General features: G+C 70.3%; 30 protein-coding genes. 15 read left to right on the plus strand and 15 right to left on the minus strand.

Annotated elements, in window-relative coordinates:
* Positions 1 to 219: 219 nt before the first annotated feature.
* The 5 genes from A6A27_RS36630 to A6A27_RS36650 all read right to left on the minus strand — a co-directional run bounded on the left by A6A27_RS36630 (position 220) and on the right by A6A27_RS36650 (position 4,415).
* Positions 220 to 792, minus strand: a complete 573-nt coding sequence (locus A6A27_RS36630; RefSeq protein ID WP_073839254.1) for an SRPBCC family protein — start codon at positions 790 to 792, stop codon at positions 220 to 222.
* 48 nt (positions 793 to 840) lie between these two features.
* On the minus strand, positions 841 to 1,650 hold the full coding sequence (locus A6A27_RS36635; protein WP_073839255.1) for a class I SAM-dependent methyltransferase: 810 nt from the start codon (positions 1,648 to 1,650) through the stop codon (positions 841 to 843).
* Entirely contained in the window at positions 1,647 to 3,245 is a 1,599-nt protein-coding gene (locus tag A6A27_RS36640; protein WP_073839256.1) for a radical SAM protein, read from the minus strand. Before A6A27_RS36640 ends, A6A27_RS36635 begins: the two co-directional genes overlap by 4 nt.
* A 161-nt stretch (positions 3,246 to 3,406) precedes the next feature.
* A complete protein-coding gene (locus A6A27_RS44645; protein WP_073839257.1) occupies positions 3,407 to 3,922 on the minus strand; it encodes a hypothetical protein in 516 nt (171 codons plus the stop codon).
* A 127-nt stretch (positions 3,923 to 4,049) separates the two neighbouring features.
* Positions 4,050 to 4,415, minus strand: a complete 366-nt coding sequence (locus A6A27_RS36650; RefSeq protein WP_073839258.1) for an ArsR/SmtB family transcription factor — start codon at positions 4,413 to 4,415, stop codon at positions 4,050 to 4,052.
* 55 nt (positions 4,416 to 4,470) lie between these two features.
* On the opposite strand from A6A27_RS36650, the gene A6A27_RS36655 reads away from it, so the two are divergent.
* The 5 genes from A6A27_RS36655 to A6A27_RS36670 all read left to right on the plus strand — a co-directional run bounded on the left by A6A27_RS36655 (position 4,471) and on the right by A6A27_RS36670 (position 8,588).
* Positions 4,471 to 6,483, plus strand: a complete 2,013-nt coding sequence (locus A6A27_RS36655) for a heavy metal translocating P-type ATPase (protein WP_083673158.1) — start codon at positions 4,471 to 4,473, stop codon at positions 6,481 to 6,483.
* Entirely contained in the window at positions 6,480 to 6,866 is a 387-nt protein-coding gene (locus tag A6A27_RS36660) for a hypothetical protein (protein ID WP_073839259.1), read from the plus strand. Before A6A27_RS36655 ends, A6A27_RS36660 begins: the two co-directional genes overlap by 4 nt.
* 24 nt (positions 6,867 to 6,890) lie before the next feature.
* Positions 6,891 to 7,013 carry a hypothetical protein gene (locus A6A27_RS46980; RefSeq protein WP_274534622.1) on the plus strand — a complete coding sequence of 41 codons (123 nt, stop codon included), beginning with the start codon at positions 6,891 to 6,893 and terminating at the stop codon, positions 7,011 to 7,013.
* Between the two features lie 266 nt (positions 7,014 to 7,279).
* On the plus strand, positions 7,280 to 7,567 hold the full coding sequence (locus A6A27_RS36665) for a hypothetical protein (protein WP_073839260.1): 288 nt from the start codon (positions 7,280 to 7,282) through the stop codon (positions 7,565 to 7,567).
* Positions 7,568 to 7,883: 316 nt separating this feature from the next.
* Positions 7,884 to 8,588, plus strand: coding sequence for a DUF4386 domain-containing protein (locus A6A27_RS36670; RefSeq protein ID WP_073839261.1), 705 nt, complete (start codon positions 7,884 to 7,886; stop codon positions 8,586 to 8,588).
* Between the two features lie 74 nt (positions 8,589 to 8,662).
* Here A6A27_RS36670 and A6A27_RS43820 read toward each other — a convergent pair whose 3' ends face one another.
* Both A6A27_RS43820 and A6A27_RS36675 read right to left on the minus strand, forming a co-directional pair.
* Positions 8,663 to 8,890 (minus strand): hypothetical protein, encoded by a 228-nt coding sequence (locus A6A27_RS43820; RefSeq protein WP_206745069.1) that lies wholly within the window; start codon positions 8,888 to 8,890, stop codon positions 8,663 to 8,665.
* 98 nt (positions 8,891 to 8,988) lie between these two features.
* Positions 8,989 to 9,312 carry an ArsR/SmtB family transcription factor gene (locus A6A27_RS36675; RefSeq protein ID WP_241825626.1) on the minus strand — a complete coding sequence of 108 codons (324 nt, stop codon included), beginning with the start codon at positions 9,310 to 9,312 and terminating at the stop codon, positions 8,989 to 8,991.
* A 104-nt stretch (positions 9,313 to 9,416) separates the two neighbouring features.
* On the opposite strand from A6A27_RS36675, the gene A6A27_RS36680 reads away from it, so the two are divergent.
* Entirely contained in the window at positions 9,417 to 10,475 is a 1,059-nt protein-coding gene (locus A6A27_RS36680) for a cation diffusion facilitator family transporter (RefSeq protein WP_241825627.1), read from the plus strand.
* Positions 10,476 to 10,932: 457 nt separating this feature from the next.
* Here the strand turns inward: A6A27_RS36680 and A6A27_RS36685 are convergent, their stop codons facing one another.
* Positions 10,933 to 11,256 (minus strand): hypothetical protein, encoded by a 324-nt coding sequence (locus tag A6A27_RS36685; protein ID WP_198940609.1) that lies wholly within the window; start codon positions 11,254 to 11,256, stop codon positions 10,933 to 10,935.
* Positions 11,257 to 11,756: 500 nt separating this feature from the next.
* Here A6A27_RS36685 and A6A27_RS36690 point away from each other — a divergent pair, with 500 nt between their 5' ends.
* The 3 genes from A6A27_RS36690 (at position 11,757) to A6A27_RS42605 (ending at position 13,248) form a co-directional block, all read left to right on the plus strand.
* The gene (locus tag A6A27_RS36690; protein ID WP_073839264.1) at positions 11,757 to 12,128 is read left to right on the plus strand and encodes an ArsR/SmtB family transcription factor; all 372 of its coding nucleotides are present in this window, start codon (positions 11,757 to 11,759) and stop codon (positions 12,126 to 12,128) included.
* A 371-nt stretch (positions 12,129 to 12,499) separates the two neighbouring features.
* Positions 12,500 to 12,814, plus strand: a complete 315-nt coding sequence (locus tag A6A27_RS36695; RefSeq protein WP_241825628.1) for a hypothetical protein — start codon at positions 12,500 to 12,502, stop codon at positions 12,812 to 12,814.
* The gene (locus tag A6A27_RS42605; RefSeq protein ID WP_083673159.1) at positions 12,811 to 13,248 is read left to right on the plus strand and encodes a MerR family transcriptional regulator; all 438 of its coding nucleotides are present in this window, start codon (positions 12,811 to 12,813) and stop codon (positions 13,246 to 13,248) included. The genes A6A27_RS36695 and A6A27_RS42605 overlap by 4 nt, the downstream gene beginning before the upstream one ends.
* On the opposite strand, the gene A6A27_RS36705 is transcribed toward A6A27_RS42605, so the two are convergent.
* Both A6A27_RS36705 and A6A27_RS36710 read right to left on the minus strand, forming a co-directional pair.
* Entirely contained in the window at positions 13,150 to 13,488 is a 339-nt protein-coding gene (locus A6A27_RS36705) for a HEAT repeat domain-containing protein (RefSeq protein WP_241825629.1), read from the minus strand. The two genes, A6A27_RS42605 and A6A27_RS36705, sit on opposite strands and share 99 nt — an antisense overlap.
* 183 nt (positions 13,489 to 13,671) lie before the next feature.
* The gene (locus A6A27_RS36710; protein WP_073839267.1) at positions 13,672 to 16,020 is read right to left on the minus strand and encodes a DEAD/DEAH box helicase; all 2,349 of its coding nucleotides are present in this window, start codon (positions 16,018 to 16,020) and stop codon (positions 13,672 to 13,674) included.
* 60 nt (positions 16,021 to 16,080) lie between these two features.
* Here A6A27_RS36710 and A6A27_RS36715 point away from each other — a divergent pair, with 60 nt between their 5' ends.
* Together A6A27_RS36715 and A6A27_RS36720 are read left to right on the plus strand one after the other, a co-directional pair.
* Positions 16,081 to 16,392, plus strand: a complete 312-nt coding sequence (locus A6A27_RS36715) for a calcium-binding protein (protein ID WP_073839268.1) — start codon at positions 16,081 to 16,083, stop codon at positions 16,390 to 16,392.
* 5 nt (positions 16,393 to 16,397) lie between these two features.
* Positions 16,398 to 17,543, plus strand: a complete 1,146-nt coding sequence (locus tag A6A27_RS36720) for a hypothetical protein (RefSeq protein WP_073839269.1) — start codon at positions 16,398 to 16,400, stop codon at positions 17,541 to 17,543.
* Here the strand turns inward: A6A27_RS36720 and A6A27_RS43825 are convergent.
* The 3 genes from A6A27_RS43825 to A6A27_RS36735 form a co-directional block, all read right to left on the minus strand.
* Positions 17,475 to 18,065, minus strand: a complete 591-nt coding sequence (locus A6A27_RS43825; RefSeq protein WP_143194366.1) for a hypothetical protein — start codon at positions 18,063 to 18,065, stop codon at positions 17,475 to 17,477. The genes A6A27_RS36720 and A6A27_RS43825 overlap by 69 nt on opposite strands.
* Positions 18,066 to 18,182: 117 nt before the next feature.
* On the minus strand, positions 18,183 to 19,010 hold the full coding sequence (locus tag A6A27_RS36730) for an ABC transporter permease (RefSeq protein WP_073839271.1): 828 nt from the start codon (positions 19,008 to 19,010) through the stop codon (positions 18,183 to 18,185).
* Positions 19,007 to 19,834, minus strand: coding sequence for an SDR family NAD(P)-dependent oxidoreductase (locus A6A27_RS36735; RefSeq protein ID WP_083673160.1), 828 nt, complete (start codon positions 19,832 to 19,834; stop codon positions 19,007 to 19,009). The genes A6A27_RS36730 and A6A27_RS36735 overlap by 4 nt, the downstream gene beginning before the upstream one ends.
* A gap of 196 nt (positions 19,835 to 20,030) precedes the next feature.
* Between A6A27_RS36735 and A6A27_RS36740 the strand changes: the two genes are divergently transcribed.
* The gene (locus A6A27_RS36740) at positions 20,031 to 21,824 is read left to right on the plus strand and encodes a bifunctional metallophosphatase/5'-nucleotidase (RefSeq protein WP_073839272.1); all 1,794 of its coding nucleotides are present in this window, start codon (positions 20,031 to 20,033) and stop codon (positions 21,822 to 21,824) included.
* 59 nt (positions 21,825 to 21,883) lie between these two features.
* On the opposite strand, the gene A6A27_RS36745 is transcribed toward A6A27_RS36740, so the two are convergent.
* A complete protein-coding gene (locus A6A27_RS36745; protein ID WP_241825630.1) occupies positions 21,884 to 22,072 on the minus strand; it encodes a hypothetical protein in 189 nt (62 codons plus the stop codon).
* A gap of 97 nt (positions 22,073 to 22,169) precedes the next feature.
* On the opposite strand from A6A27_RS36745, the gene A6A27_RS36750 reads away from it, so the two are divergent.
* Complete coding sequence (locus A6A27_RS36750) at positions 22,170 to 23,204, plus strand: NAD(P)-dependent alcohol dehydrogenase (RefSeq protein WP_073839274.1); 1,035 nt, start codon at positions 22,170 to 22,172, stop codon at positions 23,202 to 23,204.
* An 8-nt stretch (positions 23,205 to 23,212) separates the two neighbouring features.
* Here the strand turns inward: A6A27_RS36750 and A6A27_RS36755 are convergent, their stop codons facing one another.
* A complete protein-coding gene (locus A6A27_RS36755; RefSeq protein ID WP_073839275.1) occupies positions 23,213 to 24,370 on the minus strand; it encodes a geranylgeranyl reductase family protein in 1,158 nt (385 codons plus the stop codon).
* A gap of 147 nt (positions 24,371 to 24,517) precedes the next feature.
* On the opposite strand from A6A27_RS36755, the gene A6A27_RS36760 reads away from it, so the two are divergent.
* Complete coding sequence (locus tag A6A27_RS36760) at positions 24,518 to 24,754, plus strand: hypothetical protein (protein ID WP_073839276.1); 237 nt, start codon at positions 24,518 to 24,520, stop codon at positions 24,752 to 24,754.
* Between the two features lie 70 nt (positions 24,755 to 24,824).
* Entirely contained in the window at positions 24,825 to 26,276 is a 1,452-nt protein-coding gene (locus tag A6A27_RS36765) for an MFS transporter (RefSeq protein ID WP_073839277.1), read from the plus strand.
* The last annotated feature ends 47 nt before the right edge of the window (positions 26,277 to 26,323 follow it).

Genomic DNA, 26,323 nt, shown 5'->3' on the forward strand with positions numbered 1-26,323 from the left:
CGTCATGGCCGGCGCATGCCACACCTGCAACCGCCCATACAACAACACAACATAACAAAGCACTACTAGAACTTCGAACCCGCCGATGCTAATGCCGCCGCGGGCGTTGACGACCCGATCGACCTCAACGGCGATGGTCTCCGGCTCCGGCTCCGGCTGCTGCAGTGCAGGCGGGCCGGCAGGAGCGCCACCGTCGGCCAGCAGCCGGGCGAGGTCCCTCTAGCCTTGGGCGTGTTCGTGCCGGCGTTCGGCCTCGGATTTCACTGTGGCCAGCGCGTCGGCGACCGTCGCCTCCCATCGCCGCGCGACAACCGCCGCCCACCCGGCGCCGAGTGCCCAGCCGTCGGTGCCCATCTCGCCGGTGTACTCCAGTCGGGTGTTGCCGCCGTGGTCGGTGAGGGAGAAGCGTTCCCGTACGTACGGCACGGGCCCGCGCGCGAGGCGGAAGTCGACGGTGTCGGGGCGGGTGAAGGTAACCGTCTCGACCGTCTGGGTGACCAGGCCACGGCCGACGGGCGTGCGGTGGGCGGCCAGGACCATTCCCTCTCCGCGTTCCAGCACCTGGATTTTCTCTCGTTGGGCCTTCGTGGGCCGGCCGAGGTAGGGCTGGGCGATCACGTCGAAGACCAGCTCGCGGGGCGCGGCGATGTCGAGTACCTGCGGCCCGAGGGCGCGTGCCCGCCGGCCGATGCCCAGATCGAGGGTGAGCTGGCCGGAGACCAGTGCCCGGTACCCGATCACGCCTGCGGACGCGGTCATGGCCGCGATGGTCCAGCCGATCCGTGCTGCCATGATCGTCTCCGATCTCCTGTCCGGCGCCGGGGAGGTCACCGTTCGCTGTCAATGCGGTTTCACGGCTGTCAGCAGGGCGTAGCCGAGGACATGGTCGGCGACGGCGGCGCGGGCGGCGGCCAGCACTGCCGGGGCGCGGTCGAAGTCCATGCCGACGGCCTCGGCCTGTGCTCGTGCGGCCATCCGCACGAGGGCCAGGCGGGCCTCGATCTGATCGATCATGGCCACCATCGCGTCGTCGCAGCGTTCGGTGTAGGTGACGGTCAGCCCTGCCCCGCGGAGCAGGGCGGCGTACCCGTCTAGGGGGCGGGCGTCGGCGACACAGGCGATCCACGCGCCCAGCCCGGCCAGCTTGGGCGGGAGCCGCTCGGCATTGACGGTGACGTCGGTGATGCCGAGCCGGCCGCCGGGGCGCAGCACCCGGGCGAACTCGGCGGCGGCGGCGGGTTTATCAGGGAAGGTGCAGAAGGCGCACTCGCACACCACCACGTCGATCGACTGCGCGTCGACGGGTAGCCGTTCGGCGTCGGCTACCCGGAACCGGATGCGGTCGGCGAGGCCGGCGGTCTGTGCGGTGTCGGTGGCGAGTGCGACGTTGGCGTCGGACAGATCCACGCCGGTGACGTCGACGGCGTACTCGGTGGCGAGCGCCCGAGCGGTGGTCCCCCGGCCGCTGGCGACATCGAGGACGATCTCCCCGGCGCGCAGGTCCAGCCGGTCGGCCAGCCGGCGGGTGAGGGCGGGGCCACCAGGGTGGTAGGAGCCGCCGAGCAGCAGGGCCACCACATCAGAGCCGTAGGTGGCGGCGCAGCATGCTTTGGCCTCGGCGGCCGTATGCGGCTGGATCGGGACGCTCATCGGATTCCTCGGCCGACGTTGGTGCGGTCCGGCGCGATGCGGCGTTCGCCGTCCGGGTGGTGCCCCGCTCCGGTTCCGGCGATCTTCGAACCGTAGGGCGAGTCGATGAGGATCGGCTGCAGCGGTCGGGAGTTGGGCACCACGTCGGCCACCGTTACGCCGGACATCTGTTCGCGAACCTGTTCCCGGTAGCCGACGGAGTTGTAGGCGCAGAGCGGTATTAACCTGCCGTCCGGGGTGATCTCCTCGACGCAGCATTTCATCAGCTGCTTGACGTTAAGGGTGTACGGATCCTGGAAATCCTGGATGACGATCATGAAGGCGCGTTCAGTGAGGTTCGCTACCGCTTCGGGCAGGTTGATGCCGCAGGCGTCGGCGCAGTCCAGAGCCGCAGCGGTCTGAACGAGGCGGTCGCGCGTGGTGTCGGTGCCCATGAACGCCGATGCCGACCACAGCTTTTCCAGCGCCTCCCGTACGGCGTAGTCCGGCACGACCCGGTTGGACACGTAGTCGAGGTAGTCCTCGACGTTGAGCAACCTCGGGATCGGCACCACGGCGAAGTCTGCCGTACCGGGGGCGCCTTCGGTGAGCAGGTAGGTGATGGACCGGCAGGTCGGGAAGCAGCACGGCACCGGGAAGAAATCCTTGGCCTGGAACCAGTCGGGCAGCTGCTGCGCGATGAGGTGGATGATGTCGGAGTTGGTCAGCCGGGTCAGCGGGTCGAAGGTGACGTGCCGGCCGGAGTGGGTGACCGGCTGGAACGAGACACTGCGCACCGCCGGGTGGGCCAAGCCGTGCTCGATGATGGCGCCGAGTTCGTGCTCGTTGAGGCCGCGTTCGACCGCAGCGACGAGGGTGACGGTCAGCCCGACGTCGGCACAGTTGTCCAGGGCCTTCTGCTTGATGGCGCGCAGGTCTCGGCCGCGGATCTCCTGGTGGGTGCGCTCGTCGAAACCGTCGAACTGCAGATAGATGTTGACCGGCCGGCCAGGTCGGTTGCGTTCACCCAACGCGGTCACAAATCTTCGGTCCGAGGCGAGGCGGATGCCGTTGGTGTTGAGGTTGACCGCCTTGATCTGGCGCGCCTGGGCGGCGTCGATGAAGTCGAGGATCTGCTTGTGGATCGTGGGCTCGCCGCCGGAGAACATCACCACCTCAGCCTCGCCTTCGCTTTCCACGAAGACGTCGAGCATCCGCTCGCACTGCTGCAGATTGATCGAGTAGCCGTCGGGCTGGTGGCCGGAGTCGGCGAAGCAGATCGGGCAGTCCAGGTTGCAGCCGGTGTTGACCTCGATGATGCCGAGGCAGGCGTGCTGCTTATGCTCCGGACACAGGCCGCAGTCCGAGGGGCAGCCGTCGACCACCTCGGTCTGGAAGGTCAGCGGGATCGTGCCGGGCTTGTTGAACCGGGCGCTGTCGAGGTACATCTGCGCGTCGCCGTACACCAGCGCCTCGAACGGGCCGTGCTCCGGGCAGCGTTTACGCAGGTAAACCTTGTCGTCGCGAATGTTGACCTGGCCGTCGACGACGACCTTGCACACCGGGCAGATCGACTTGGCGTACTCAACGAACACCTCGTCCCGGTCCCGCTTCACCGCCGATGGGACGGAAGGAACGGGGACGCGTTCAACAGCGACCATGACTGCTCCTCGCGGCGTGCCTGCCATTGTCGCCAGCCCCACTCTGCCTCTTTGCCGGCCCGTCAACCGGTCACACTGCCATGCCGCGACAGCCGTACGTGCGAAACCAAGCGGACTCACACCGATGAACAGCGAAGAGCAGCCCGCGCGGCGCAGATGCCAATCACTTCGTAGGTGCCGAACCACGTCTGAGGGAAACCGGGCAACCGCCTGACCACCGGTCCACGCCTGACACTGCGATCAGCGCGGTGGCCACCAGAACGAGGTTGACCAGCGCCTCGGTGAACCAGAACTGCGCCCTCCGACTGGTCGAGCAGTTCGGCGTAGATCCGGCAGAACTGGTCAGTGCCGGTCCGGCGGGTCGGTGGCGGCGCGGTGAGGGCGCGTGCCGCCACCAGGTCGGGCTTGCTGTTGGCCAGCCGGGGCAGGTCGGCCGGCACGTGGGCGCGGACCACGCAGGTCGGCAGCCCGGCCCCGTCGGCGGCCGGCCGCCGCACCCGCTCGGGGCGGTGGCCGCCGGTCGCGGCCACCACCACCTCGCGGTCCGCGCCGACGCAGTACGCCTTGACGCCCGAGCGCCGAAGCTGTTCCTCGATGCCGCACGGGTCGACCCGCAGGCCGAAGAGCTTCATGAACCCGCCGACTGGGCCGACGATCTCGTAGAGGCCGTCCGGCTCGGGGCAGCACCCCGGCCGACCGGGCTCGGACGAGGGTGCGACCGGGAACGGGTGTCCCGACGACCTCCAGGCTTAAGCCCCGTTAGGGGGTGATGGCGTGGCTGTGCGGGCCGCTGTGGTCGGGCAGGTTCCGGTCGGTGTGGTCGGCGTGGAAGAGCGCCTCGGCGAGCAGGGCGCGTACGTGGGTGTCGGCGGCGGAGTAGTGCACGAAGGTGCCCTCGCGTCGACCGCGCACCAGGCCGGCGAGGCGGAGCTTGGCGAGGTGTTGGCTGACGGCGGTGGGGGCGGCGCCGACGATCTCGGCCAGGCAGGCGACGGATGACTCGCCCTGCAGCAGTGCCCAGAGGATCTTGATCCGGGTGGGGTCGGCGAGCAGCCGGAAGCCTTCGGCGGCGAGGTGGACCTGCTCGTCGTTGGGCATCTGGAAGTCCGGCAGCGAGGTGTGCACCCGCCCATCGTAGCGGAGGCTGCGCACTCAGCTATCTACCTGACTAGCTACCTGCATGACTACGCAGGTAGTGTTCCTCGTCGTGACCGCGACGACGACTTCACCCCGCCCGACCGCCACCGCGCCGGTGGCACCCCGGCGGTTCGCCGCCCGGGCATGGGCGCTGACCGAGGTGCGCTGGGCAGCCCTGGCCACGATGCTGTTCGCCGCCGGCGGGGCGGCGCAGCTGCTGGGCGCGCCGACGCCGGTGAGGTGGGCGCTGTATCTCGCCTGCTACGCGGCCGGCGGGTGGGAGCCGGCCCTGGCGGGGCTGAGAGCGCTGCGCGAGCGGACCCTGGATGTGGACCTGCTGATGATCGTGGCCGCGCTCGGCGCGGCGGGAATCGGGCAGGTGTTCGACGGGGCACTCCTGATCGTCATCTTCGCCACCTCCGGCGCCTTGGAAGCGTTCGCCACCGCCCGCACCGCCGACTCGGTACGGGCACTACTCGACGTCGCCCCCGAGCAGGCGACGCGCATAGACGCCGACGGCAGCGAGGCGGTGGTGAACACCGTCGACCTGCGTGTCGGTGACCTGGTGCGGGTGCGCCCAGGTGAGCGGATCGGCGCCGACGCGGTCGTCGTCGAAGGCGCCAGCGAGGTGGATCAGGCCACCATCACCGGCGAACCGCTGCCCGTGGCCAAAACGGTGGATGACGAGGTGTTTGCCGGCACCCTCAACGGCACCGGCGCCCTGGTCGTCCGGGTGCACCGCGCAGCGGGCGAGTCGGTCATCGCCCGCATCGTCGCCCTGGTCGAGCAGGCTTCGGCGACCAAGGCCAAGACACAGCTGTTCATCGAGAAGGTCGAACAGCGGTACTCGATCGCCGTCGTGGCCGCCACCCTGGCGCTGTTCGCCATCCCGCTGGCCTTCGGCGCCGACCTGCGATCGACGCTGTTGCGGGCGATGACTTTCATGATCGTGGCATCGCCGTGCGCGGTGGTCCTCGCGACGATGCCGCCGCTGCTGTCCGCGATCGCAATCGCCGGCCGGCACGGCGTCCTGGTCAAGTCCGCCGTGGTCATGGAACAACTCGCCGATACCGATCTGGTGGCGTTCGACAAGACCGGCACCCTCACCGAAGGCCACCCCCGCGTCGTCGACATTCACCCCATCGGCGACGCGCACACCGACGAGGTGCTGCGGCTGGCCGCCGGGGCGGAGCACGCCAGCGAACACCCGGTCGGCGCCGCGGTCCTCGCGGCCGCCCGGGACCGCGGGCTGCCGGTCTCGGCAGCGAATGACTTCATGTCCGTGCCCGGGCGGGGTGTACGCGCGGTGGTCGACGGCCGCCGGGTGGCCGTGGGCGCACCCGCGCTGCTCGACGAACTCACGCCCACCGCCGGTGGCACGGCCCTGACCCAGGCTCGGACGGTGGCCGCTGACGCGCAGGCCGCCGGGCGGACCGCCGTGGTGGTCCTCGTCGACGGGACGCCCGCCGGGGTGCTCGCCCTGGCCGACCGCATCCGCGCTGACGCCGCCGACACCGTGACCGCGCTGACCCGCCTCACCGGGGCCAGGCCGATGCTGCTCACCGGTGACAACGCAGGTGCCGCCAGGCACCTCGCGGCGGAGGCCGGGATCACCGACGTGCACGCCGGGCTGCTGCCCCAGGACAAGGTCGAGCGGGTACGGGCCGTTCAGGCCGACGGCCGGCGGGTGCTGCTGGTCGGCGACGGCGTCAACGACGCCCCTGCCCTGGCCGCCGCGAACCTCGGCGTCGCGATGGGCCGCGGTGGTTCCGACCTGGCCCTGCACAGTGCCGACGCCGTCCTGGTCCGCGACGACCTGCCCACCCTGCCCGCGGCCATCGCCCTGTCCCGACGCGCCCGTCGCCTCGTCAAGGCGAACCTGATCATCGCCGCCACCTTCATCACCGTGCTGGTCGCCTGGGACCTGTTCGGCAACCTCCCCCTCCCCCTGGGTGTGGCCGGGCACGAAGGCTCCACCGTCATCGTCGGCCTCAACGGCCTACGGCTGCTCGCCTCCTCCGCCTGGCGGCGCGCCCAAGCCGAAGGAACGCCGTGAGTCGCGGCGCCCGCGACGGCGGCGCGACTGCCCGATGCACGGTCACGGTGTGTCGGGGCTGCTGCTGCGGCACCGCAGCAGGGTTCGACCACGCCGGGCAGCTGACCCAACTACGCAAGGCGATCGCGGACGTCGCGGCCGTACGCGTCAGCGACTGCCTCGACACCTGCGCGCACGCCAACGTCATCGTCGTGCAGCCCTCCCCTGCCGGCCGCCGCGCCGGCGGACGCCCGGTCTGGCTCGGCCTGGTCAACGACACCGACGCCGCCGACGACATCGCCGCCTGGATCCGCGCCGGCGGCCCCGGCCTGGCCGACCCACCCGGCGTACTCGACCTGTACGCATTCACCCCACCACGCCGCATCCGGCAACACCTCACCTGACCCTGCTGTCCATGATGTTCGGTGATGACGCTGCTGGCCGCCTCGGCAGCGGCGTTCGGGCCGACGGTGCCCGGCAATCGCCAGCTTGGCGGCTGGGTGCACCGGCGCATTGATTCTCTGGGTGCGACGCAGGCTGCTGGTCTGTGATCGCCCGGATGGTCTCGCCGCGCAAGCACGCGTCGGCCACCAAGGGCAAGGTGCAACCGTTGATCGAAGGCCGGACAGAGAACTCAATCTCCGCTGGTGGTCGCCACCTGACGATGTTCGCGATCCCACCGGCCCTCGGCGCCCACCCGCAGTCTGGATCAACCGACCCGCACTGCAACCAGCCGAACAACAGAAGAACTAAAACGATCTTGTCTCATTGATCTTGACAGGTTCCGCCCAGGGCGTCTGGGTCGGACCGCGACGTCATGACCCCGGAGCAACTGTCGACGCGCCGTCTGAACGTCATGCGTTTCGGCCACGCGTTCATAGGCGTGGGACTGGCCATCGTTAAATGGCCGGTTCTCTTCCAGGACGTCGGATCCCTACCGGTGATGGAAGGGGTGGTCACCTGCCTGCTGACGGCCATGTCGCTCCGGGCTCTCCTCGGCCTCAGATACTCCGTCCGGATGCTGCCGATCCTGCTGTTCGAGGTGGCCTGGAGGGTGATCTGGATCGCCGCGGTCGCCATCCGCACCTGGTCTCCGACGACATGACCGCCGCGAGCCGCGAGGTCCTGTTCAGCTGTTCCTTCGTCGTCGTCATCCTCGCCGTCGTCCCGTGGACGTACGCCTGGAGGCGCTATGCCAGGAGGCCCGGGGACGCGTGGCACTGACGAGCGCGGCCGGCACGGGCCACCAGACGGATGCCGGTGGCCCACCACCGAAGGAGACATCCACGGCCGCCACCGGACCCTCCCGGGTTCCATCGCCGCGAGGATTGCCCGAGTGGCCGATTCGCCATCGCACCGATCCGCAGGAGGGTGATGGCCGGACCATCACTGCTTGAACGACGGCAACGAAAGGAGCCCTGATGGACTCGCTGAGGAGGACCGCGCTGGTCGCGGGCGGGTTCTACGTGCTCACCTTTGTCTCGATTCCGACCCTCGCCCTGTACGGTCCGGTGCACGATGCGGACTACATCGTCGGCGACACGTCGGAAACCCCGGTCGTCATCGGTGGCGTCCTTGAGGTGATCGTGGCCCTGGCCTGCATCGGCACCGCCGTCGTGCTGTATCCGGTGGTTAAGCGGCAGGGCGAAGCCCGAGCGCTGGGCTTCGTCAGCGCCCGGGTTCTCGAAGCCGCCGGCATTTTCGTCGGCGTCGGGAGCCTCCTGACGCTCGTGGCCTTGCGGCAGGCCGGAGCCGGAGAAGGTGCGTTGGCCACCGGCCAGGCGCTGGTCGCCTTCTATGACTCGATCTTCCTTCTCAGCCAAGGCTTCCTGCCGGCCGTGAACGCCCTATTGCTGGGTTCCCTGCTGTACCAGTCACGCCTCGTGCCGCGGGTTCTACCTGTGCTCGGACTCGTCGGGGCGCCCCTGCTCGTCGTTTCCGACGCCGGCACACTGTTCGGCCTCTGGGACCGACTGTCGCCGGTGACGGCGATCGCGACCATCCCCATCGCCGTGTGGGAGTTCTCGTTGGGCGTCTACCTGATCGTCAAAGGCTTCAGGCCCTCGCCGGTCACAGCAGGGATGGTCGCCGCCGGCGCCCGGCCCGCCCAGGACGTCGCTGTCTAACTGTCGAGGACACGGGCGGGGCGCCACGGCCGGGCGTGCAGGCAGCCCACGGTTGGTATCGACGTGCTCGGGCATCAGCGCGAGATGCGCGACTCAGGCCGGTTCCGCGTGACGGACACGCCGCACGCGATCAGCGACGCCGGCAGGTACGGGCCGACCGAGTACACCTTCGGCAATGGTGTACGCGGCGGGATGAAGACTCGGGCAAGCTTGTCGGCCAACACGAAGCCGAACGTCATTGTCCCCGCGCCCACCAACGCAGCGGCCAGCGCCGCGAGCACGCGGTGGCGCTGCCAGCGCAACTGTGGAGGCGGTAAGTCTGCGCATGTAGTGACGGGGTCAGCCAGTTCGCCCGCGAATGGTTCGCCGACCGGCGGTCCACAATCGGCGAGTATGCCGTTCAGTCGTGTTCCACGGCACCGGTGATCCGGTGCGACGCCGCATGCAGCACCTCGGTCACCAGCCGACGCACATGACCGCCCCTGGCCCGGTAGAGCGCCCGGCGGCCCTCTCGTCGCACACTGACCAGCCCGGCCAGCCGCAGCTTGCCCAGGTGCTGCGATACCGCCGGCCGCGCCACGCCAACGGCCGCGACGAGGGCGGTGACGTCGTACTCGCCGTCGCGGAGCAGCGCCATCAGCCGTAGTCGCGTGGGGTCGGCCAGCATCCGCAGCATGTCGGTCGCTGCCTCGACCTGGTGCCCGCCGGGGAGGTGTTGTTGCATGTCACTGGCATCTGCAACGTTGTCGCGTGCGTACATGGGCACATATTATCGCCGTCGTCATGGGTATGGAGTGCCGGTGCGACCGGCAGACGCCTGGGGGAACGGTGAGCGAGCACGAACACGGCCACGGGCACGGCCATGACCACCGGCACGATCACGGCGGTCGGCTCGCCGTCTGGTGGCACCGGCTGACCCACGCCGTTGTACCGCACTCCCACGACTCCCGCGCGAAGGTCGATCCTGCGTTGGAGACCTCCCGCGACGGGTTACGTGCCCTGTGGATCTCGCTGGTCGGCCTCGGAGTCACCGCGCTCGCCCAAGCGGTCATCGTGGTGCTCTCCGGATCGGTCGCGTTGCTCGGCGATACCCTGCACAACGTCGCCGACGCCCTGACCGCCGTGCCGCTGGGCATCGCGTTCCTGCTCGGCCGGCGCGCCGCCACCCGCGCCTACACCTACGGCTACGGCCGGGCTGAAGACCTCGCCGGCATCATCATCGTGGTCGTCATCGCCGGCTCCGCCGTCGCCGCCGCCTGGACCGCCGTCGACCGGCTGCTACACCCCGCCCAGGTGACCCACCTGCCCTGGGTCGCCGCCGCCGGCCTCGTCGGATTCATCGGCAACGAACTGGTCGCCCAGTACCGCATCCGCGTCGGCCGGCGCATCGGCTCCGCCGCACTCATCGCCGATGGCCTGCACGCCCGCACCGACGGCTACACCTCCCTCGCCGTGCTCGCCGCCGCCGGCGGCGAGGCCCTCGGCTGGCGATGGGCCGACCCGGTCGTCGGTCTAGGCATCGCGGTCGCCATCGCCTTCGTGCTCAAGGACGCCGCCCGCGAGGTCTACCGACGCCTCATGGACGCCGTCGACCCCGACCTCGTCGACCAGGCCGAAACCACACTGCGGGCAGTCGACGGCGTCCGCGACGTGGCCGCGGTACGGCTGCGCTGGATCGGCCACCGCCTGCACGCCGAAGCCGACCTCGTCGTCGACGCCGACCTCAGCCTCGTCGCCGCACACGAGATCGCCGCCGACGCCGAGCACCAACTCACCCACGCCGTGGCCCGGCTGACCACCGCCACCGTTCACACCGATCCCGACAGTCATCCCGGCCGCGATCACCACACCGACCTGTCCCACCAGCGCCGCCACCTCCACGAGTAGCGCCGGGAGTGGCCTCGATGCGGCGTGCCGAAACACTTCTGGCTCCTGCGCCGAGGCGCGATCCGCCGGGCCCACCCGGCGCGTCGCAGGTCGCGTCGCTGGCGCCTGCGGCACAACCTCTCAGGTGGCGTACGTGAGGATGCAGCGTGTCGCAGTTCCTGCCGGCGCCACCGCTCGCCGCCCACTTCTGGACGACCGCAGCAACGCTGGCGCGAGCCTCGACGACTCCGTGGCGGCACGCCGGTCGTGAGCAGGCGGCAGCGGTGGCGGCAGACCCACAACCTGCTCGACCAGGCCGGAGAATGACGGTGGCGCGTTGGCGCGGACAGGATCACCTCATGCCGCCTGTGGCCGTCCCCCTTCCGCTGCGGCGGAAGGGGGACGGCTGCCGCTGTTAAGGGTTCAGTCCTATGCCGCGTCGATTCCAGGGCGTGTTGCGGTTGCGGTTGCTGGCTGTTCAGCGGACGTGGACGAACACTGGGTTCGAGTAGAACCACAGGTCATCCCACGGGCTCTCCAGCCCGTCGGCAAGCGGCTCGGCCTCGTCGGTGCTGGTGCCCCGCACCCGCGCGTACATTTCGGTCTCCACGTCGCGCAGGGTGTGCCGGATGACGTAGTCGGGCCCCTGCTTGCGCCAGTCGCGAGGGCCGAACCGGGCGACGACCTTGGTGGTGGGGTTCGTGTCCGCGCCCGGGTTGGGGTTGGGGCCGGTGATCTGGCCGACGATGAGGTCGACTCGGCGGACCTCCGGGCGGTCGCCGTTGGCGTTGAGGCCGTTCAACGGCCAGAACTTGATCTCGATCTCGACGTCCCGGCGCTGGCGCCGGCTGACCGTGATGGTCTCGCCGGTCTCGGCGATGCCGCCCTGGCTTCGGCGGTGAGGTCGAGGCTGGTGATGAGGTCACCGGTAAACGTCAGCGAGGCTGGTCAGGGCCGCAGACGTCGGGGCGCCGTAAGAGACGAGGGACGCCGTGGAACCGGCAGCCGCCGGAGGCGCCGCGGTGTCCAAACCCGTGGAGCACCGCAGCGCGTGCAGAACCAGAACTGCCGCGACGACGACCGCCACCGCAACAACGCGGTAACCGCGCATCGCACCAGCTGGCCGGTCCCACGTCACCAGCGCAGACTACGACACCCACCACCGCCGTCGCCGCACAGTCGGCGCTCTTCTCCTCCCGGCCGTTCCACTGGCCTCCTGGGTGTCCGCGGACGGGGTCCGGCCCCAAACTGGCGGTGACCAGGTCCTGGTTCGACCGGCGTATCGATGGTGTTCGTGCAACGATGGAAGACGTGGGAATTACGAAAACTGCAACGCCTGCCATCTCGCCGCTGGCTGGCGAGCCGATCAAGCGTGCCGACGCCGAGCGGCTCGCGGGAGTGCTGAAGGCATTCGCCGACCCCGCCCGACTGCGGCTGCTCAGCCTGATCCAGTCCGCCCCGGAGGGCGAGGCGTCCGTCAGTGACCTCACCGCGCCGCTCGGTCTGTCCCAGCCGACCGTGAGTCATCACCTTCGGATCCTCGCCGAGGCCGGACTGCTCGAACGCGAGCAGCGCGGCGTCTGGGCGTACTACCGGCTCGTGCCGTCCGCGATCGCGGCGATCGCCGACCTGTTGACCCCGCCCCGCAAGCGGGCGACGAAGCGGGCCCGCTGAGCGACGCTACTGAAGGCCTTCGCCCGGTCCTGCGTGTGCCCGTGATGGCGTCCGCTCTGGTCACGGCCGCACTGGCCACGCCGACACGGTCTTGCCCCATCAACGGTGCTCGGGCTGATCGGATCGGTGGCGACACCGTGTCGCGGAGCAGGGCCACTGGTATGGCGCCCGTGGGCGCCCAGCCGGCGTCGTTGCCGGTAAGCCGCTTCTCAACCGTGGCGGTAGACGACCCAATGGTCATCGTTGGTTGGCCTTGTCCGACCTCCGAGGGCCTGGTTCCTTCCGCTGAACCAGGGCTTGCATCTGATACCTAGGTACGGGCTTACCGTCGTTGCATGAGCGACCAACATGTCACGATGGATGGCTCCTGGGTGCCGGACGCGTGCAGCCTGCCGACGGCCGAGCGGCCGCTTCGGCTCGCGGAGTTCGATCAGTTCTTTCGGGACGCGGTCCGGGGTGCCGACCGGTTGTCGACACAGCATCTGCGGCTGCAACTCGACGGCGCGGATCAGGTCGAACAGACGGCGCGGGACCTGACGGCCCGGGAGTCGTCCTGCTGCTCGTTCTTCACGTTCGACATCGCGCGGCCCGACTCCAACTCGCTGACGCTCGACGTTCGGGTACCGGCGGAACACGTCGGTGTGCTGGATGCCCTCGCCCAACGGGCCGTGCGGGTTCAACAATGACCGGACCGGGACTACGCAGCGGCCAGCTCGCCGACGCGGCCGGGGTCAACCTGCAAACCCTGCGCTACTACGAGCGCCGGGGACTGCTCGCCTCCCCGCAGCGGTCACCGGGCGGACATCGGCTCTACCCGCCCGACACGGTCACGCTGCTGCGGGTCATCAAGACCGCACAACGCCTCGGCTTCACCCTCAACGAGGTCGCCGACCTGCTCGACGCCGGCCGACACCGGCACGGCGGCCGACCGGACGCCGGCCTCCAGGCACGAGCCAGAGGCCGTACGAGAGCTCGTCGACCTAATACGGCAGTGACAGTTCGCGATCTGGCCGTTGAGTGGTCAGTCGATGAGCCCGTTGGCTCGTGCTTTCCACAGCTCTTGCCGCGCTTGTCTGGTGTCGAGTTGCTCCAGTCCTTTGGCGGCCCAGGACCGGAGTGACTCGTCTCCGCTGTGTAGTTGTTCGATGAGTACCGGCAGCGCTTGGGATGAGCGGGCTTCACCGATGAGTTCGAGCAGCCAGCAGCGCAAGCCGTGGTCGTGTCGTTCTTCAGCGAACTCGGCGATGAGTTCGTCGATGTGCTCGGCGGCGTGGGGCCGCAGGAGGTGGAAACCGTCTTCCTTGGCCTGCGGGTCATGCCGGCGCATGAGCTGCATGGCTTGCTGGAACCGGATCGTCACGCCGTTGAGGCTAACTGGCAGAACGGAGTCGGGGGTGCTGGCAGTGTCGGCGGTGATCTTCGGCTTTGGCTGCGGTAACGGACAGCGTGGCGGTTGCAGGCTGGCCTGTCGACGCCCGGGCCTACATCGTGCAGTACGGGCGCGTGGCTGAGGGTGATGGCGAGGTTGAGGGGTCCGGTGCGCTCACGCCTTGGAGAAGCCAAGTGCTCGGTACCCGCGCATGCGGCGTTGAAGTGAGGCGGCGAGGATGGGGGTGGCCGGGTCGTGGTAGTCGTGGACCTCGGCGGCGTCCTTGGCGGGTGCCGTCCGGATCACGCGCCCGGCGCACTGGATGAGCAGCCCGTCGTATGAGATCGGGCCGGCGAGGAAGAGGGTGTCGAGCGCTGGGGCGTCGAAGCCTTCGCCGATGAACGGTGTGGTGCCGATGACGAGGAGGCCATCACCAGCCTTGGCTTCGCCGAGTCGGTCGACGGCGGTTCGCCGGTCGGTGGTGCTCATCGCTCCTTGGAGTACGAGTGCCTGATGTCCGCGCGCCGCGAGCATCGCGGTGAGGGCGTCGACGTGGGCGACTCGGCGGGTGAGGACGAGACAGTTGCGCCCGCGCGTGAGGGCTGCGGCGACGTCGTCGGCGATCTGGGTGTTGCGCGTCCGGTCGAGGGCCAGGCATCGGTGGATCTCGGCGAGTGCGCCCGGTTCGTTCAGGTCCACGTCGCCGGCACGAAACGTGGTGTCGTGGACGTGCAGCAGTCGTCGTGGTCCGGCATCGACCGCCATCGCGGCCGCGATGGTGCCCTGCTCCTCGTCGGTCATGGTGTGCCGGATCGGGCCGAGCTGCCAGGTGACGAGCTGGCCGAGCCCGTCCCGCCGGACGGGCGTGGCGGTGAGCCCGAGCCAGAATTGCGCGGCGATCCGTTTGACCGAGTGCTCGTACGCCGCGGCCGCGAGGTGATGACACTCGTCGATGATGACGTGCCCGTACCTCTCGGTGAGTGTGGTGATGTCGTCGCGTCTGGCCAGGGAGGGCAGCAGTGCGATGTCCACTGCTCCGGTGAGCTTGCGCCGGCCGCCGCCGAGTTGGCCGGCCCGGATGCCGAGGAACTGTTCGGTGCGGGTACGCCACTGGTCGGCGAGGGCTTTGCGGTCGACGAGGACCTGGGTGGAGGTGCCGCGCTCGGCGATCACGGCGCACGCCATGACGGTCTTGCCGGATCCGGGTGGGGCGACGAGCACCCCATCCTCGTGGGCGAGAAGCGCACTGACCGCCGTGCTCTGCTTGTCGGTGAGTTCGGCGGTGAACGCGGTATCGATCTCGTTTCCGGAGTTTCGTGCGTCGGTGACGGACATCCGAGACCCGGCCTGTTCGACGATGGCGGCGATGGTGTGGCGCAGGCCGCGTGGGAGGGTTAGACGGCCGTCGAGGGTGAGGTCGTAGCTGCGAATGAATCGCGGGGTGTCCCAGGTGGACTTGCGCAGGCGTTGCAGTTCGTAGAACTTCGGGTTGGTCATGGCGGCGGCGTGCTTGAACGTGGCCAGTGCGGCCGGGGTGAGTTGCGCGGTGTCGAGGCTCAGCCCGGCACCGGCTTCCGCGTGCACCACCGGGGGCAGCGCGGGATGTACCCGGGTCGCGGCGGACCGGCTCATCGTGGCGACGTCGGCGCCGGTGGTGGCGCCCTTCGCCTGCCGGGCGACGCGTTCGGCGTCCGCAGGGCTGAGCCGGTCCAGCGTCGACAGGAAGGCCCACTGGTCGGCGTACGGTTCGAGCGTGCCGAGGTCGAGGAACGTGGTCAGTCCGTCCTTGCGGCGTCGGCCCTGCAACGGCGCGGCGATGAGGTTGCCGAAGCCGCCCTCGGGTAGGACGTCCTGGTTGGGGAACAGCCGGTCGTACGACCGCAGGTCCATCGACCCGCGTAGCACCATCGCCTCGTGCAGCAGGGCGGTTCCGACGGCCCGCGCCGTCGTCGCCGGCACCACACCTGCGAAGAAGATCCACACGTGGGCACCGCGACCGGACTGGGAGATCTCCAATGCCGCCGGCACAGCGCTGGCCCGCGCCGCCTTGATGTAGGCCAAGGCGTCGAGCATCGCCGTCGGGCCGTCGAAGTCCGCCACCACGAAGTGGCACGTATTGCCAGGCAGCAGCGGATACAGCCCCATGAACACGTCGCCGACGAGATGAGCGGCGACGACCTCCCCTGTACGGGGCAGGTAAGTAGCGCCGCGCCGGTCCATGCCCTTACGCCACCCGCCGGCGACGGCCGGCATCCACCCGGCAGCGCCGGTGCGGGTGTTCTCCCACCGCACGGCGTACACGTCGACGCGGGCCCGGAACCGGTCGGCGAACAGCGCCAGCTTGTCCGCCACCGGTGAGGCCATCGTGACCATACCCGGCGCAGCGACCGGCGCGGACAGCTGCTCCGGCGCCGGAGCCGTGTCCTGACCGCGCAGTTCGAGCAGCCGTGACAGCCGGGCGTTCTCCGCCCGTAACCGCTGCAGCTCGCGGCGAAGACCCTCGAACTCGTCCACAGAACCCACCGGACCATCCTCGGATATCGGGCTCCGAACACCTCGGCACGGGTCCGCTATCCTGCGCCGATGGCATCGAAGCGGAATGCGGCGCTCGAGGCGATGATCGAAGAGGCCACCGTCGACGCGTACAACGACGACGAACAGCTCACCGGCCTGTTCACCATGCTCGAAGAGCATCTTGCGGTGCCGTTTACCACCACCGTCCTCGGCATGGAGGTAGTCGTACAGAAGGTCGACCTCACCGTCGACAGCATCGTCGCGGTCTGCGCCCGGGGCCGACACCGGCAGAAGATCGACCTGCTCGACCTTCCGCTGCCCACACCTACACCGGACGGCGCCGACTGGATCGACGCCTACCGACACTGGGCCGGGCGGTAGTCACGGTGAGCGAGTACCAGTACTACGAGTTCACCGCCGTCGACCGGTTTCTAACGACTCGCGAACAGGCCGAACTGCGGTCGCTGTCCACCCGGGCCGACATCACCGCCACCAGCTTCGTCAACACCTACCAGTGGGGCGACTTCAAAGGTGACCCGCGCAAGCTGATGGAGCGGTACTTCGACGCGCACCTGTACCTGGCGAACTGGGGCACCCGCCAGCTCATGCTGCGGCTACCGACGCGCGCGCTCGCCCCCGCCACGGTCGCCCGCTACTGCGTCGGTGACGGTGCCTCCGCGTGGACCGCCGGTAAGCACCTCATCGTCCATCTCTACCGAGAGGACGAGGAAGGCACAGACGAGTGGGACCTCGACGGTCACGGTCTGCTCGCCTCGATCACTCCGGTGCGGGCCGCCCTCGCCGCGGGCGACCTGCGCCTGCTGTACCTGGGCTGGCTGCGCTGCGTACAGTCCCTAGAACTCGACGACGACGAGCCCGAGCCGCCGGCCCCGGCCGGGCTGGGCACGCTCGACGCCTCGCTCACCACGGTCGCCGAGTTCCTGTGCATCGATCCTGATCTGATCGCGGCCGCGGCGGCCGCTTCGGCGCAGGCCGCCGTCGAGCCGACCGCCGCGCAACTGCGCTCGTGGGTCACCAGCCTCTCGGTCCGAGAGAAGGACGCCATCCTCGCCGACCTGCTCAGCGGCGACGGTCACCTGCGGGGCCGGCTGCTGCGCCGGTACCGCGACGAACACCTCCCGGACACGTCCACCACGAGCGCCCTACGCACCGCAGGCGAACTACTCGCCACCGCCGCACACCTCCGCGCCGAACGGGAACGCCAGGTCGCCGAGCAGCGTGAGCGGGAACGGATCCGCCAGGAACGGTCCGCGGCGGCCGCCCGGCAACGGCACCTCGACGCCCTCGCAGTCGATCAACCCGCCGCATGGCAGCGGGTCAACGAACTCATCTCCACGAAGAAACCCCGCGACTACGACACGGGCGTTCAACTCCTTGTCGACCTGCGCGACCTCAGCGAACGCGACGGCAACACCACGCCGTTCCGGCAACGGCTGGCCGAACTACGGACGGTGCACGCGCGTAAGCCGAGCCTGCTCGAACGCCTCGAACGGGCAGGTCTCAATGTCTGAGAGCATCCGGCCGACTGCTGCGCAGCCCAAGCCAACCCCCACGCGTACTGCACATTGTCGCCGGCGGTCGGGCCGCGCCGAGCGCCGGGAACCAGTGTTCCGCCTCGATGCGTATCCAGGCCTTGGCGTCCTCAGCCGGGGCGAAAGCGGCATCCGCGGATCCGCCTTCGTCCGGCCCAAACCATCCCCCGGCTGCGGTGACGGTCGCCAGCAGCCAAGGACCATCTGCCGGCGGACAGCGATCACCGTGTCGGCTGAATCCTCTCGCCCAAGCCGCTGCTGCGCGTACAGCCGCACCAGGTCGTGGAAGCGATACCGGCCGCCCTCCGCGATCCCCATCAGGCCCAGATCGACCAGATCGTCGAACTGCTCCTCAGCGACCGACACGGCGACCCCGCCGAGCACCGCCGCCAGGGCAGCGCTGTAATCCGACCCGGACACCAGCGCCGCGCGGCGAAACAGCTGCCGCGCCGCATCCGGCAGCTGCTCAAATGACATGTCGAAGGCCGCCGCGACCGTCACGTCACCCGCTCGACATGGACGAGTTGTGCCGGGTGGCCTTGGCGATCGTCCGAGTGAGGTCGCCCGTGGCACCGGCTCGCGGCGTGGGGCGCCGACGGGCCGGTGCTATCGAGGTGGTTACTCGGTGCGCAGGGCGACGGCGGTGCGGGTGCCGGCGGCCCAGCCGGCCGGCAGGAACGCGCCGGCGACGGCGATGAGTAGGCCGCCGAGACCGAGGAGTAGCAGCGTGGTCGGCTGGTAGACGTCGGTGACGGAGGCGGGCAGGTTGATGCCGGCACGGTGGCCCATCGCGGGTGTGACTGCCCCGTGCACGGCGACGCCGATCGCGACGCCGATCGCGCCGCCGGTCAGCCCGGTCACGACCACCGACGCGATGACCATCGCGATGGTCTGCCAGGGCGTCATGCCCAACGCCTTGTGGATACCGAGATCGCGGACACGTTCGCGGGTGTCGAGCACGACCATGTTCAGCACGCCCATGGCGGCGACGGCAACCAGCATCAGGGTGAGCAGAGCAGCCAGCGCGTCGAGGAGCAGGATGGTGCCGCTGCTGCCCGTGGACCGTTCCGGCTCCGCGGTGAAGCCCGAGGTTGCCAGTGCGCTGTTCAGGCCGGTGAGGTACCCGGTCACGTCGACGCCATCGGCCAGGCGGATGTGGTAACTCGCGGCGGTCAGGTTCGGCTTCGTGGCGGTGAACGTCGCGGCGTCGGCGAACATCAGCAGGTTGTTGGTCGGGTGGAATACCTCGCCGACGATCCGGACCGGCACCGCCTTGCCGTGGTCGGTCAGCACGACGCTGTCGCCGATCCGGGTGCCGGTCGCGGTCAGGAACGTGCTCGGCACCGCCGCCTCTCCAGGTCGGGTGAACCACCTGCCGGAGACCAGTTCGTAGCCGCCCCAGGAGGCGTCACCGGTGAAGTCGTCGAGGCGGGCGAAGCCGGTCATCCCGGCGACGGCGCCATCGGCACGTCGGTGCCGAACTGCTGCACCTTCTCCGGGGGCATGGTGGCCGGGATCAGCGGCGTCCAGATCGGGCCGGGCGCTACGGCGTTGACCCGGATCCCCTGGTCGGCTAGGTCCAGCGCGAGCGCCTTGGTGAAGTTCGCGATGGCCGCCTTGGTGGTGGCGTAGTCGAGCAGCTGCGGCGACGGGTTGAAGGCCTGGATCGAGGAGGTGTTGATGATCGCCGAGCCCTCGGGCAGGTGCGGCACGGCCGTCCGGCACAGCCAGAACATGGCGTACACGTTGGTCTTGAACACCCGGTCGAACTGCTCGCTGGTGATGCCGGCGAGGCCCTTGTCCTGGGCCATCTGGAAGGCCGCGTTGTTGACCAGGATGTCGATGCCACCGAGGTCGGCCAACGCCCGGTCGATCAGTTGCTGGCAGTGGCTCTCGTCGGTGAGGTCGGTACGCACCGCGACGCCCTTGCGGCCGGCCGACTCGATCAGCCGGACGGTGTCCCGGGCGTCGGCCTCCTTCTGCTCGCCGAGGTAGGAGATGAGCACGTCGGCGCCCTCCCGGGCGTACGCGATGGCGACGGCCCGGCCGATGCCGGAATCACCCCCGGTGATGACGGCGCGCTTGCCGGCGAGCCGGTCGCTGCCCCGGTAGGACTCCTCGCCGTGGTCGGGCTTCGGTCCCATCCGCTGCTCGGAACCCGGCGGGGACTGCTGCTGCGTGGGTTGCCCCTGCTGCTGGCCGTACTGGCGGGTGGGGTCCTGCTGGGTGTGCTGGTCCTCGCTAACCGGCTTCTCCTCGTGCCGCTTCATCCTGTCCGGTCCGGTACCGCCCTACCCCCGGGCAGGAGGCGGAAACGACTTTCGGGTGTACCGGGTGTGACGGCCAGGCCACGTCCGGCGCTGACGTGGTGAAAGGCCGCAGGGCGATGTGGCGCACGGGACAGCAGGTCGTTATGGTGCGCAACGGCGCCCACGAGGCGCCTACACCCCCATGGAAAGGCACCTCATGACTTCCTCCTCCGGCGCCTCGCGCCGCCAGGTGCTGGCCGTCGCGGCCGCCGCCGCGACCGCTCCGCTGCTCGCCGGCGCCCCCGCCCGGGCCGCCGGCGCAGCCCCTGCGAAGACCTGGGACCTGACGATCCTGGGCACCTCGGACACCCACGGCAACGTCTACAACTGGGACTACTACAAGGACGCTGAGTTCGACGACAGCAAGCACAACGACGTCGGCGTCGCGAAGCTGGCCACCCTGGTCAACCAGATCCGCGCGGAGCGCAAGGGCAAGGCGACCCTGGTGCTGGACGCCGGAGACACCATCCAGGGCACCCCGCTGGCCACCTACTACGCCAAGCAGGAGCCGATCACCGTCACCGGTGAGACGCACCCGATGGCCAACGCGATGAACGTGCTGAACTACGACGCCGTCACGCTGGGCAACCACGAGTTCAACTACGGCCTGCCGCTGCTGGCCAAGTGGATCGAGCAGCTCGGTTTCCCGGCCCTCGCCGCCAACGCGATCAACGAGAAGACCGGCAAGCCGGCCTACCTGCCGTATGTGATCAAGCCGGTCAACCTCGGCGGGCACGGCGCGCCGGCCCTGAACGTCGGCATCCTCGGCCTGACCAACCCGGGCGTGGCCATCTGGGACAAGGGCAACGTCGAGGGCAAGCTGATCTTCGCCGACATGATCGAGACCGCGGCCAAGTGGGTGCCGATCATGCGGGACCGCGGCGCCGACCTGGTCATCATCTCGGCGCACGGCGGCGACAGCGGCACCTCCAGCTACGGCCCGGAGCTGCCGAACGAGAACCCGGTGGCGCTGATCGCTGAGCAGGTGCCGGGGATCGACGCGATCCTCTTCGGCCACGCGCACAACGAGGTGCCGGAGAAGTTCGTCACCAACAAGACCACCGGCGAGCAGGTGCTGACCTCGGAGCCGTCGCGGTGGGGCCAGCGGCTCACCCGGATGGACTTCACCCTGACCCGGGAGAAGGGCCGCTGGAAGGTGGTCGCCAAGGGCTCCACCATGCTGAACACCAACACGGTGGTCGAGGACCCGGCGGTCCTCGCGGCGGTGCGCGGCCAGCACACCAAGACGGTCGACTACGTCAACAAGGTCGTCGCCCAGTGCACCGTGGAGCTGTCGGCCGTCGAGTCGCGATACAAGGACACCCCGATCCTGGACTTCATCAATCACGTCCAGACCGACGTGGTTGCCAAGGCCCTGGCCGGCACCGCGTACGCGGGGCTGCCGGTGCTGTCGATCGCGGCGCCGTTCAGCCGTACCGCCGTCTTCCCGCAGGGTGACGTGCGGATCCGGGACCTCGCGGGCCTGTACGTCTACGACAACACCCTCGAGGCTGTCGTGATCAGCGGCGCCGAGGTGAAGGCGTACCTGGAGTACTCGGCCAAGTACTTCAAGACCTTCGCGGTGGGCGACACCGTCGACCCGGCGAACATCAGCGACCCGGCCGTGCCGGACTACAACTACGACGTCATCTCGGGTGTCGACTACGACATCGACATCTCGAAGCCGGTCGGCCAGCGGATCACCCGTCTGGTCCTGCCGGGCACCGACACCCCGGTCGCCGCGGACGCCCAGTTCGTCATCGCGGTGAACAACTACCGGCGCAGCGGTGGCGGCAACTTCCCCGGCGTCGTCAAGACCCAGGTCTACAACGAGCAGCAGGAGATCCGCCAGCTGCTCATCGAATGGGCGCAGGCCAAGGGCGCCATCAACCCGGCCGACTTCTTCGTGCCGAACTGGAAGCTGGTCCGCGCGGGCGTGCCGGTCTTCTGATCCGTACCGGTTCGGCGGGCCGCGGGGTCACCCCTGCGGCCCGTCGGCCGTTTCCGGGCTCAGCCCGGGCTGTTGCGCAGGGCCCATTCCTCGGGGCCACCGGTCGGCTCGGGCCGGTCCCGGCGGGCGTCGGTCTCGGTCAGTTCGACCCGCTCCTCGGGGCGGACCGCCGGCGGCAGTTCGCCGAAGCGTACATGCCGCAGGAACGCGTACTCCTCGTCGGTGAACGACTCGCTCGGCTCGCTCATGAGGGCATTGTGCGCCTGTCCGTCCACCGTCGGCATCAACCCGCGCCGCGTGGGTAGACCGCCGCCACGACCGGCAGCGACGGGCTGGAGTACGACGATGCGCGCGGTACAGATGATCTCACCCGGGGTGCTCGAGCAGGTGGAGTTGCCCACGCCGTCGCCCGGCCCGGGAGAGGTCCTGCTGCGCGTCGGCGCGGTCGGCGCCTGCCACTCCGACCTGCACATCCTCGACGCGCCGCCGGGGATGTTTCCCACCCCGATGACGCTCGGCCACGAGATCGCCGGCACGGTGGAGCAGGTCGGCGCCGGAGTCGCCGGCTGGTCGCCCGGGGGCCGGACCGCGGTCTACGGGATCATCGGCTGCGGCCGTTGCCGCGCCTGCCTGCGTGGGCTGGAGAACCAGTGCCGGCTCGTCCCCGTCGGCGGCATCGGGCTCAGTCGCGACGGCGGCCTCGCCGAGTACGTGGTGGTACCCGCCTCCCGGCTGTTGCACGTCGGGGACCTGGACCTGACCCAGGCGGCGCCGCTGACCGACGCCGGGCTGACCCCGTACCACGCCATCGAGCTGGCCCGGCCGAAGCTGCGCCCGGGGACGTCCTGCGTCGTGATCGGCATCGGCGGACTGGGGCACATGGCCCTGCAGATCCTGGCGGCCACCACCGCGGTACGGATCATCGCGGTCGACACCAGCGTGGCGGCGCTCGACCTGGCGACCCGGCTGGGCGCGCACGAGGTGGTGCAGGCCGGGCCGGACAGCGTGGACCGGATCCGGGCGCTGGTCGGCGCGCCTCCGGACGGCGCGGACGTGGTGCTCGACTTCGTGGGGGCGGATCCCACCCTCACCACAGCCCGGCAGGTGGTCGCCACCGGCGGCCAGCTGATGCTGGTCGGCCTCGCCGGCGGCACGCTGCCCGTCCGGCCGGTCGCCGACGAGCCACCGCCCCTGCCGCTGGAGACCGGCGTCATGGTGCCGTTCTGGGGCACCCGGGCCGAGCTGCGGGAGGTGATCGCGCTGGGCCGGGCTGGGCAGTTGCACGCCGACGTGCAGACGTTCCCGCTCGATCGGGCGCCGGAGGCGTACGCGCTGCTGCGCCGCGGCGAGATCCACGGCCGGGCGGTCATCCTGCCCTGACCGGCCCCTCAGGGCTGCCGGACTGTCGATCCGTTCCGTCGCATCGGCGCGAGCCGGTCCAGCAGGGCGAGGCCTGCTCGGACCGGACGGCGGGCCAGGGTCCGGTCGAAGCTGGCCTCGCCCTGGCAGAATCGGACGAACATCCGCCAGCCCGGCGGGGTGGCCAGCATCGCGTGGAACACGTCGGGCCGGCGCTCGAAGATCTCCAGCAGCCGGTGTCCCGCCCCCATGGCGGGCACCAGCTCCCGGCGTACCGCCCGTTCGTAGGCGTCCGGGTCGCCGCCAGCGACCGCCGCCCCGGCCAGCCGGCCCGACCGCAGGGCGAAGCTGATCCCCTCCCGGCTCCACGGCTCCAGCAGGCCGGCCGCGTCACCGGCGACCAGCACCCGGCCGCGGCGCAGCGGCGACTCGGCCGCCCGGCAGCGGGTCAGGTGGCCGGAGTCCTGTTCCGGGGCCACCCCGGACAGGCCCAGCCGCGCCACGAAGTCGCGCAGGTAGGCCCGGGTCCGCTCGCCCTCGCCGCGGGCGGCGATGACGCCGACGGTCAGCCGGTCCCCCTTCGGGAAGACCCAGGCATACGACCCGGGGACCGGCCCCCAGTCGATCAGCAGCCGGCCCCGCCAGCGGTCCTGCTCGGCGGGCGGGACCGGCAGTTCCAGTTCCAGCCCCAGGTCGACCTGACGGTAGGCCACCCCGACGTGCCTGGCGGTGACGCCGGAGGAGCCGTCGGCGCCGATCACGGCGCGGGCGCGCACGGTTTCGCCGTCGGCCAGCCGCAGGCGTACCTCGTCGGGGTCCTGCTCGACGGCGCGGACCGCGACGCCCTCGCGGACCTCGGCACCGGCGGCGACCGCGGCGGCGCGCAGCCGGTCGTCGAACTCCTCGCGGCGGACCATGCTCACCAGCGGCGACGGGTGCCGGCGGGTGAAGGCGCGTCGCCCATCCCGGGTGAACGTGACCCGGTCGACCCGGTCGTGGGCGGGCACCTCGATCCGGGCGGCCACCTCGGCCAGCGAGGTGGCGATCAGCCCGCCGCCGCAGGTCTTGTAGCGGGGATGGGTGGCGCGCTCGACCACCAGCGTGCGGACGCCGGCACCGGCCGCGACACGGGCGGCGGAGAGCCCGGCGGGGCCGCCGCCGACAACGACGAGATCCCAGTTGATCACTGCTGCAGCCTAGGGCACGAGCGGGAGCGAACGCTGGTCACGCGCCCGACGCGACCGCCCGAACGGGTGGGCATCATCGGACGCCGGCCGGGTAACCGCCGGGCGCAGGCCGCCCGCCGGTCGGGCGGGTCACCGAGGAGGGAAGCGATGCAGCGGGTACAGCTGTCTGAGGTCGAGGAGCGGGTGTACCAGGCGGTGACCGCGCTGGAGGTGCGGGGTCACGTCCCCTACCCTGACCTGATCGCCGAGGAGACTGGGATGACCGAGGAGGAGTTGCGCGAGCCACTGCACCTGCTCACCGAGCGGGGTCTGCTGCATCGCGAGGACTCCCCCATGGCCGGTCTGGACTTCGGCCCGCGGTGGTGCGCGCGTCAGATGGCGTGACGCGTCGTTTGCCCCTTCGGGGACCGGGTAGCGATCGGGAATGCGTGATCGACGGTCATCGGGGGGCACGATGAGCGCGGATCGGTCGCCGCCACCGGCGGACACCGAGTACGACAACCGCCGCCGCTGGCAGGCGCTCGGCGTCGGCCTGGTCGCCGCGTTCATGACGCTGCTGGACGTCAGCATCGTCAACGTCGCCGTGCCGTCGATCGACCGGGCCCTGCGGGCGACGCCGAGCGACCTGCAGTGGGTGCTGTCCGGGTACGCGCTGACCTTCGGCCTGGTGCTGGTGTCGGCGGGGCGCTTCGGTGACGCGCGCGGCCGACGGATCGGGTTCGTGGTCGGCGTGGCGCTGTTCACGGTGACCAGCGCGCTGGCCGGACTGGCCCGCTCCCCCGAGTGGCTGATCATCGCCCGGCTCGTCCAGGGCGCCGCCGCCGGGGTGGTCAACCCGCAGGTGAGCGGCCTGATCCAGCAGCTGTTCCGGGGCGCCGAACGGGGCCGCGCGTTCGGGCTGCTCGGCGCCACCATCGGCATCTCCACCGCCATCGGCCCGCTGCTCGGTGGGCTGCTTATCCAGCTCGGTGGCGAGCAGCACGGCTGGCGGTGGGTGTTCTTCGTGAACGTCCCGGTCGGCATCCTCGCCGTGTGGCTCGGCTGGCGGCTGATGCCGGCCCGCCCGACAAGCGCGCAGAACCGGCACCGGCTCGACCCGATCGGCGTGCTGCTGCTCGGGGTCGGGGTGACCCTGGTGCTGCTCCCGCTGGTGCAGCGGCAGCAGTGGCCGGGCGCGGCGAAGTGGCTGCTCATCCCGGCCGGGCTGCTCTTCCTGGTCGCCTTCGGCCTCTGGGAGCGGCGGTACGCCCGCCACCGGCCGGCCCTGTTCGACCTGCGGCTGTTCGGACTGCGCTCGTACACCCTGGGGACGCTGATCGGTCTGCTCTACTTCGCCGGGTTCACCGCGATCTTCTTCATCTTCACCCTCTACCTGCAGATCGGACTCAACTACTCGGCCCTCGCCGCCGGGCTGGCGATCACCCCGTTCGCGCTCGGCTCGGCGGCGGCGTCGGCGCTGAGCGGCCGGGTGGTCACCCGGTACGGCCGGCCGCTGGTCGCGGTCGGCCTGCTGGTGGTGGTGATCGGCCTCGGTGCGGTCGTCTGGGTGTTGCGCGGCTCTTCGCACGGCTCGGTGCCGCTGCTGACCGCGGTGCCGTTCCTGCTGGCCGGCTTGGGCAGCGGCCTGGTCATCGCGCCGAACCAGACGCTGACCCTGTCCGAGGTGCCGGTGCCGCAGGCCGGCAGCGGGGCCGGCATGCTGCAGACCGGCCAGCGGATCGGCTCGGCAGCCGGCATCGCGGGGGTGGGTGCGCTGTTCTTCTCGGTGCTCGGCAGCACTCGGGGCGACTGGGCGACCGCGTTCCGGCACTCGCTGCTGCTGGCCGCCGGGATCGTCGTGCTGGCGCTGATCGCCGCCGTGGTCGACATCGCCGGAGGTCACCCCCGGCCCCGGGCCACCTCCTGACCGGTATCGGGCGTCGGCTCCCCGGCCGGATCCGCCTTCCGCGGCGC

Origin of the sequence: Micromonospora sp. CB01531 (assembly GCF_001905095.1) — a bacterium.
In the GTDB taxonomy this organism is placed as follows: Bacteria; Actinomycetota; Actinomycetes; order Mycobacteriales; family Micromonosporaceae; genus Micromonospora.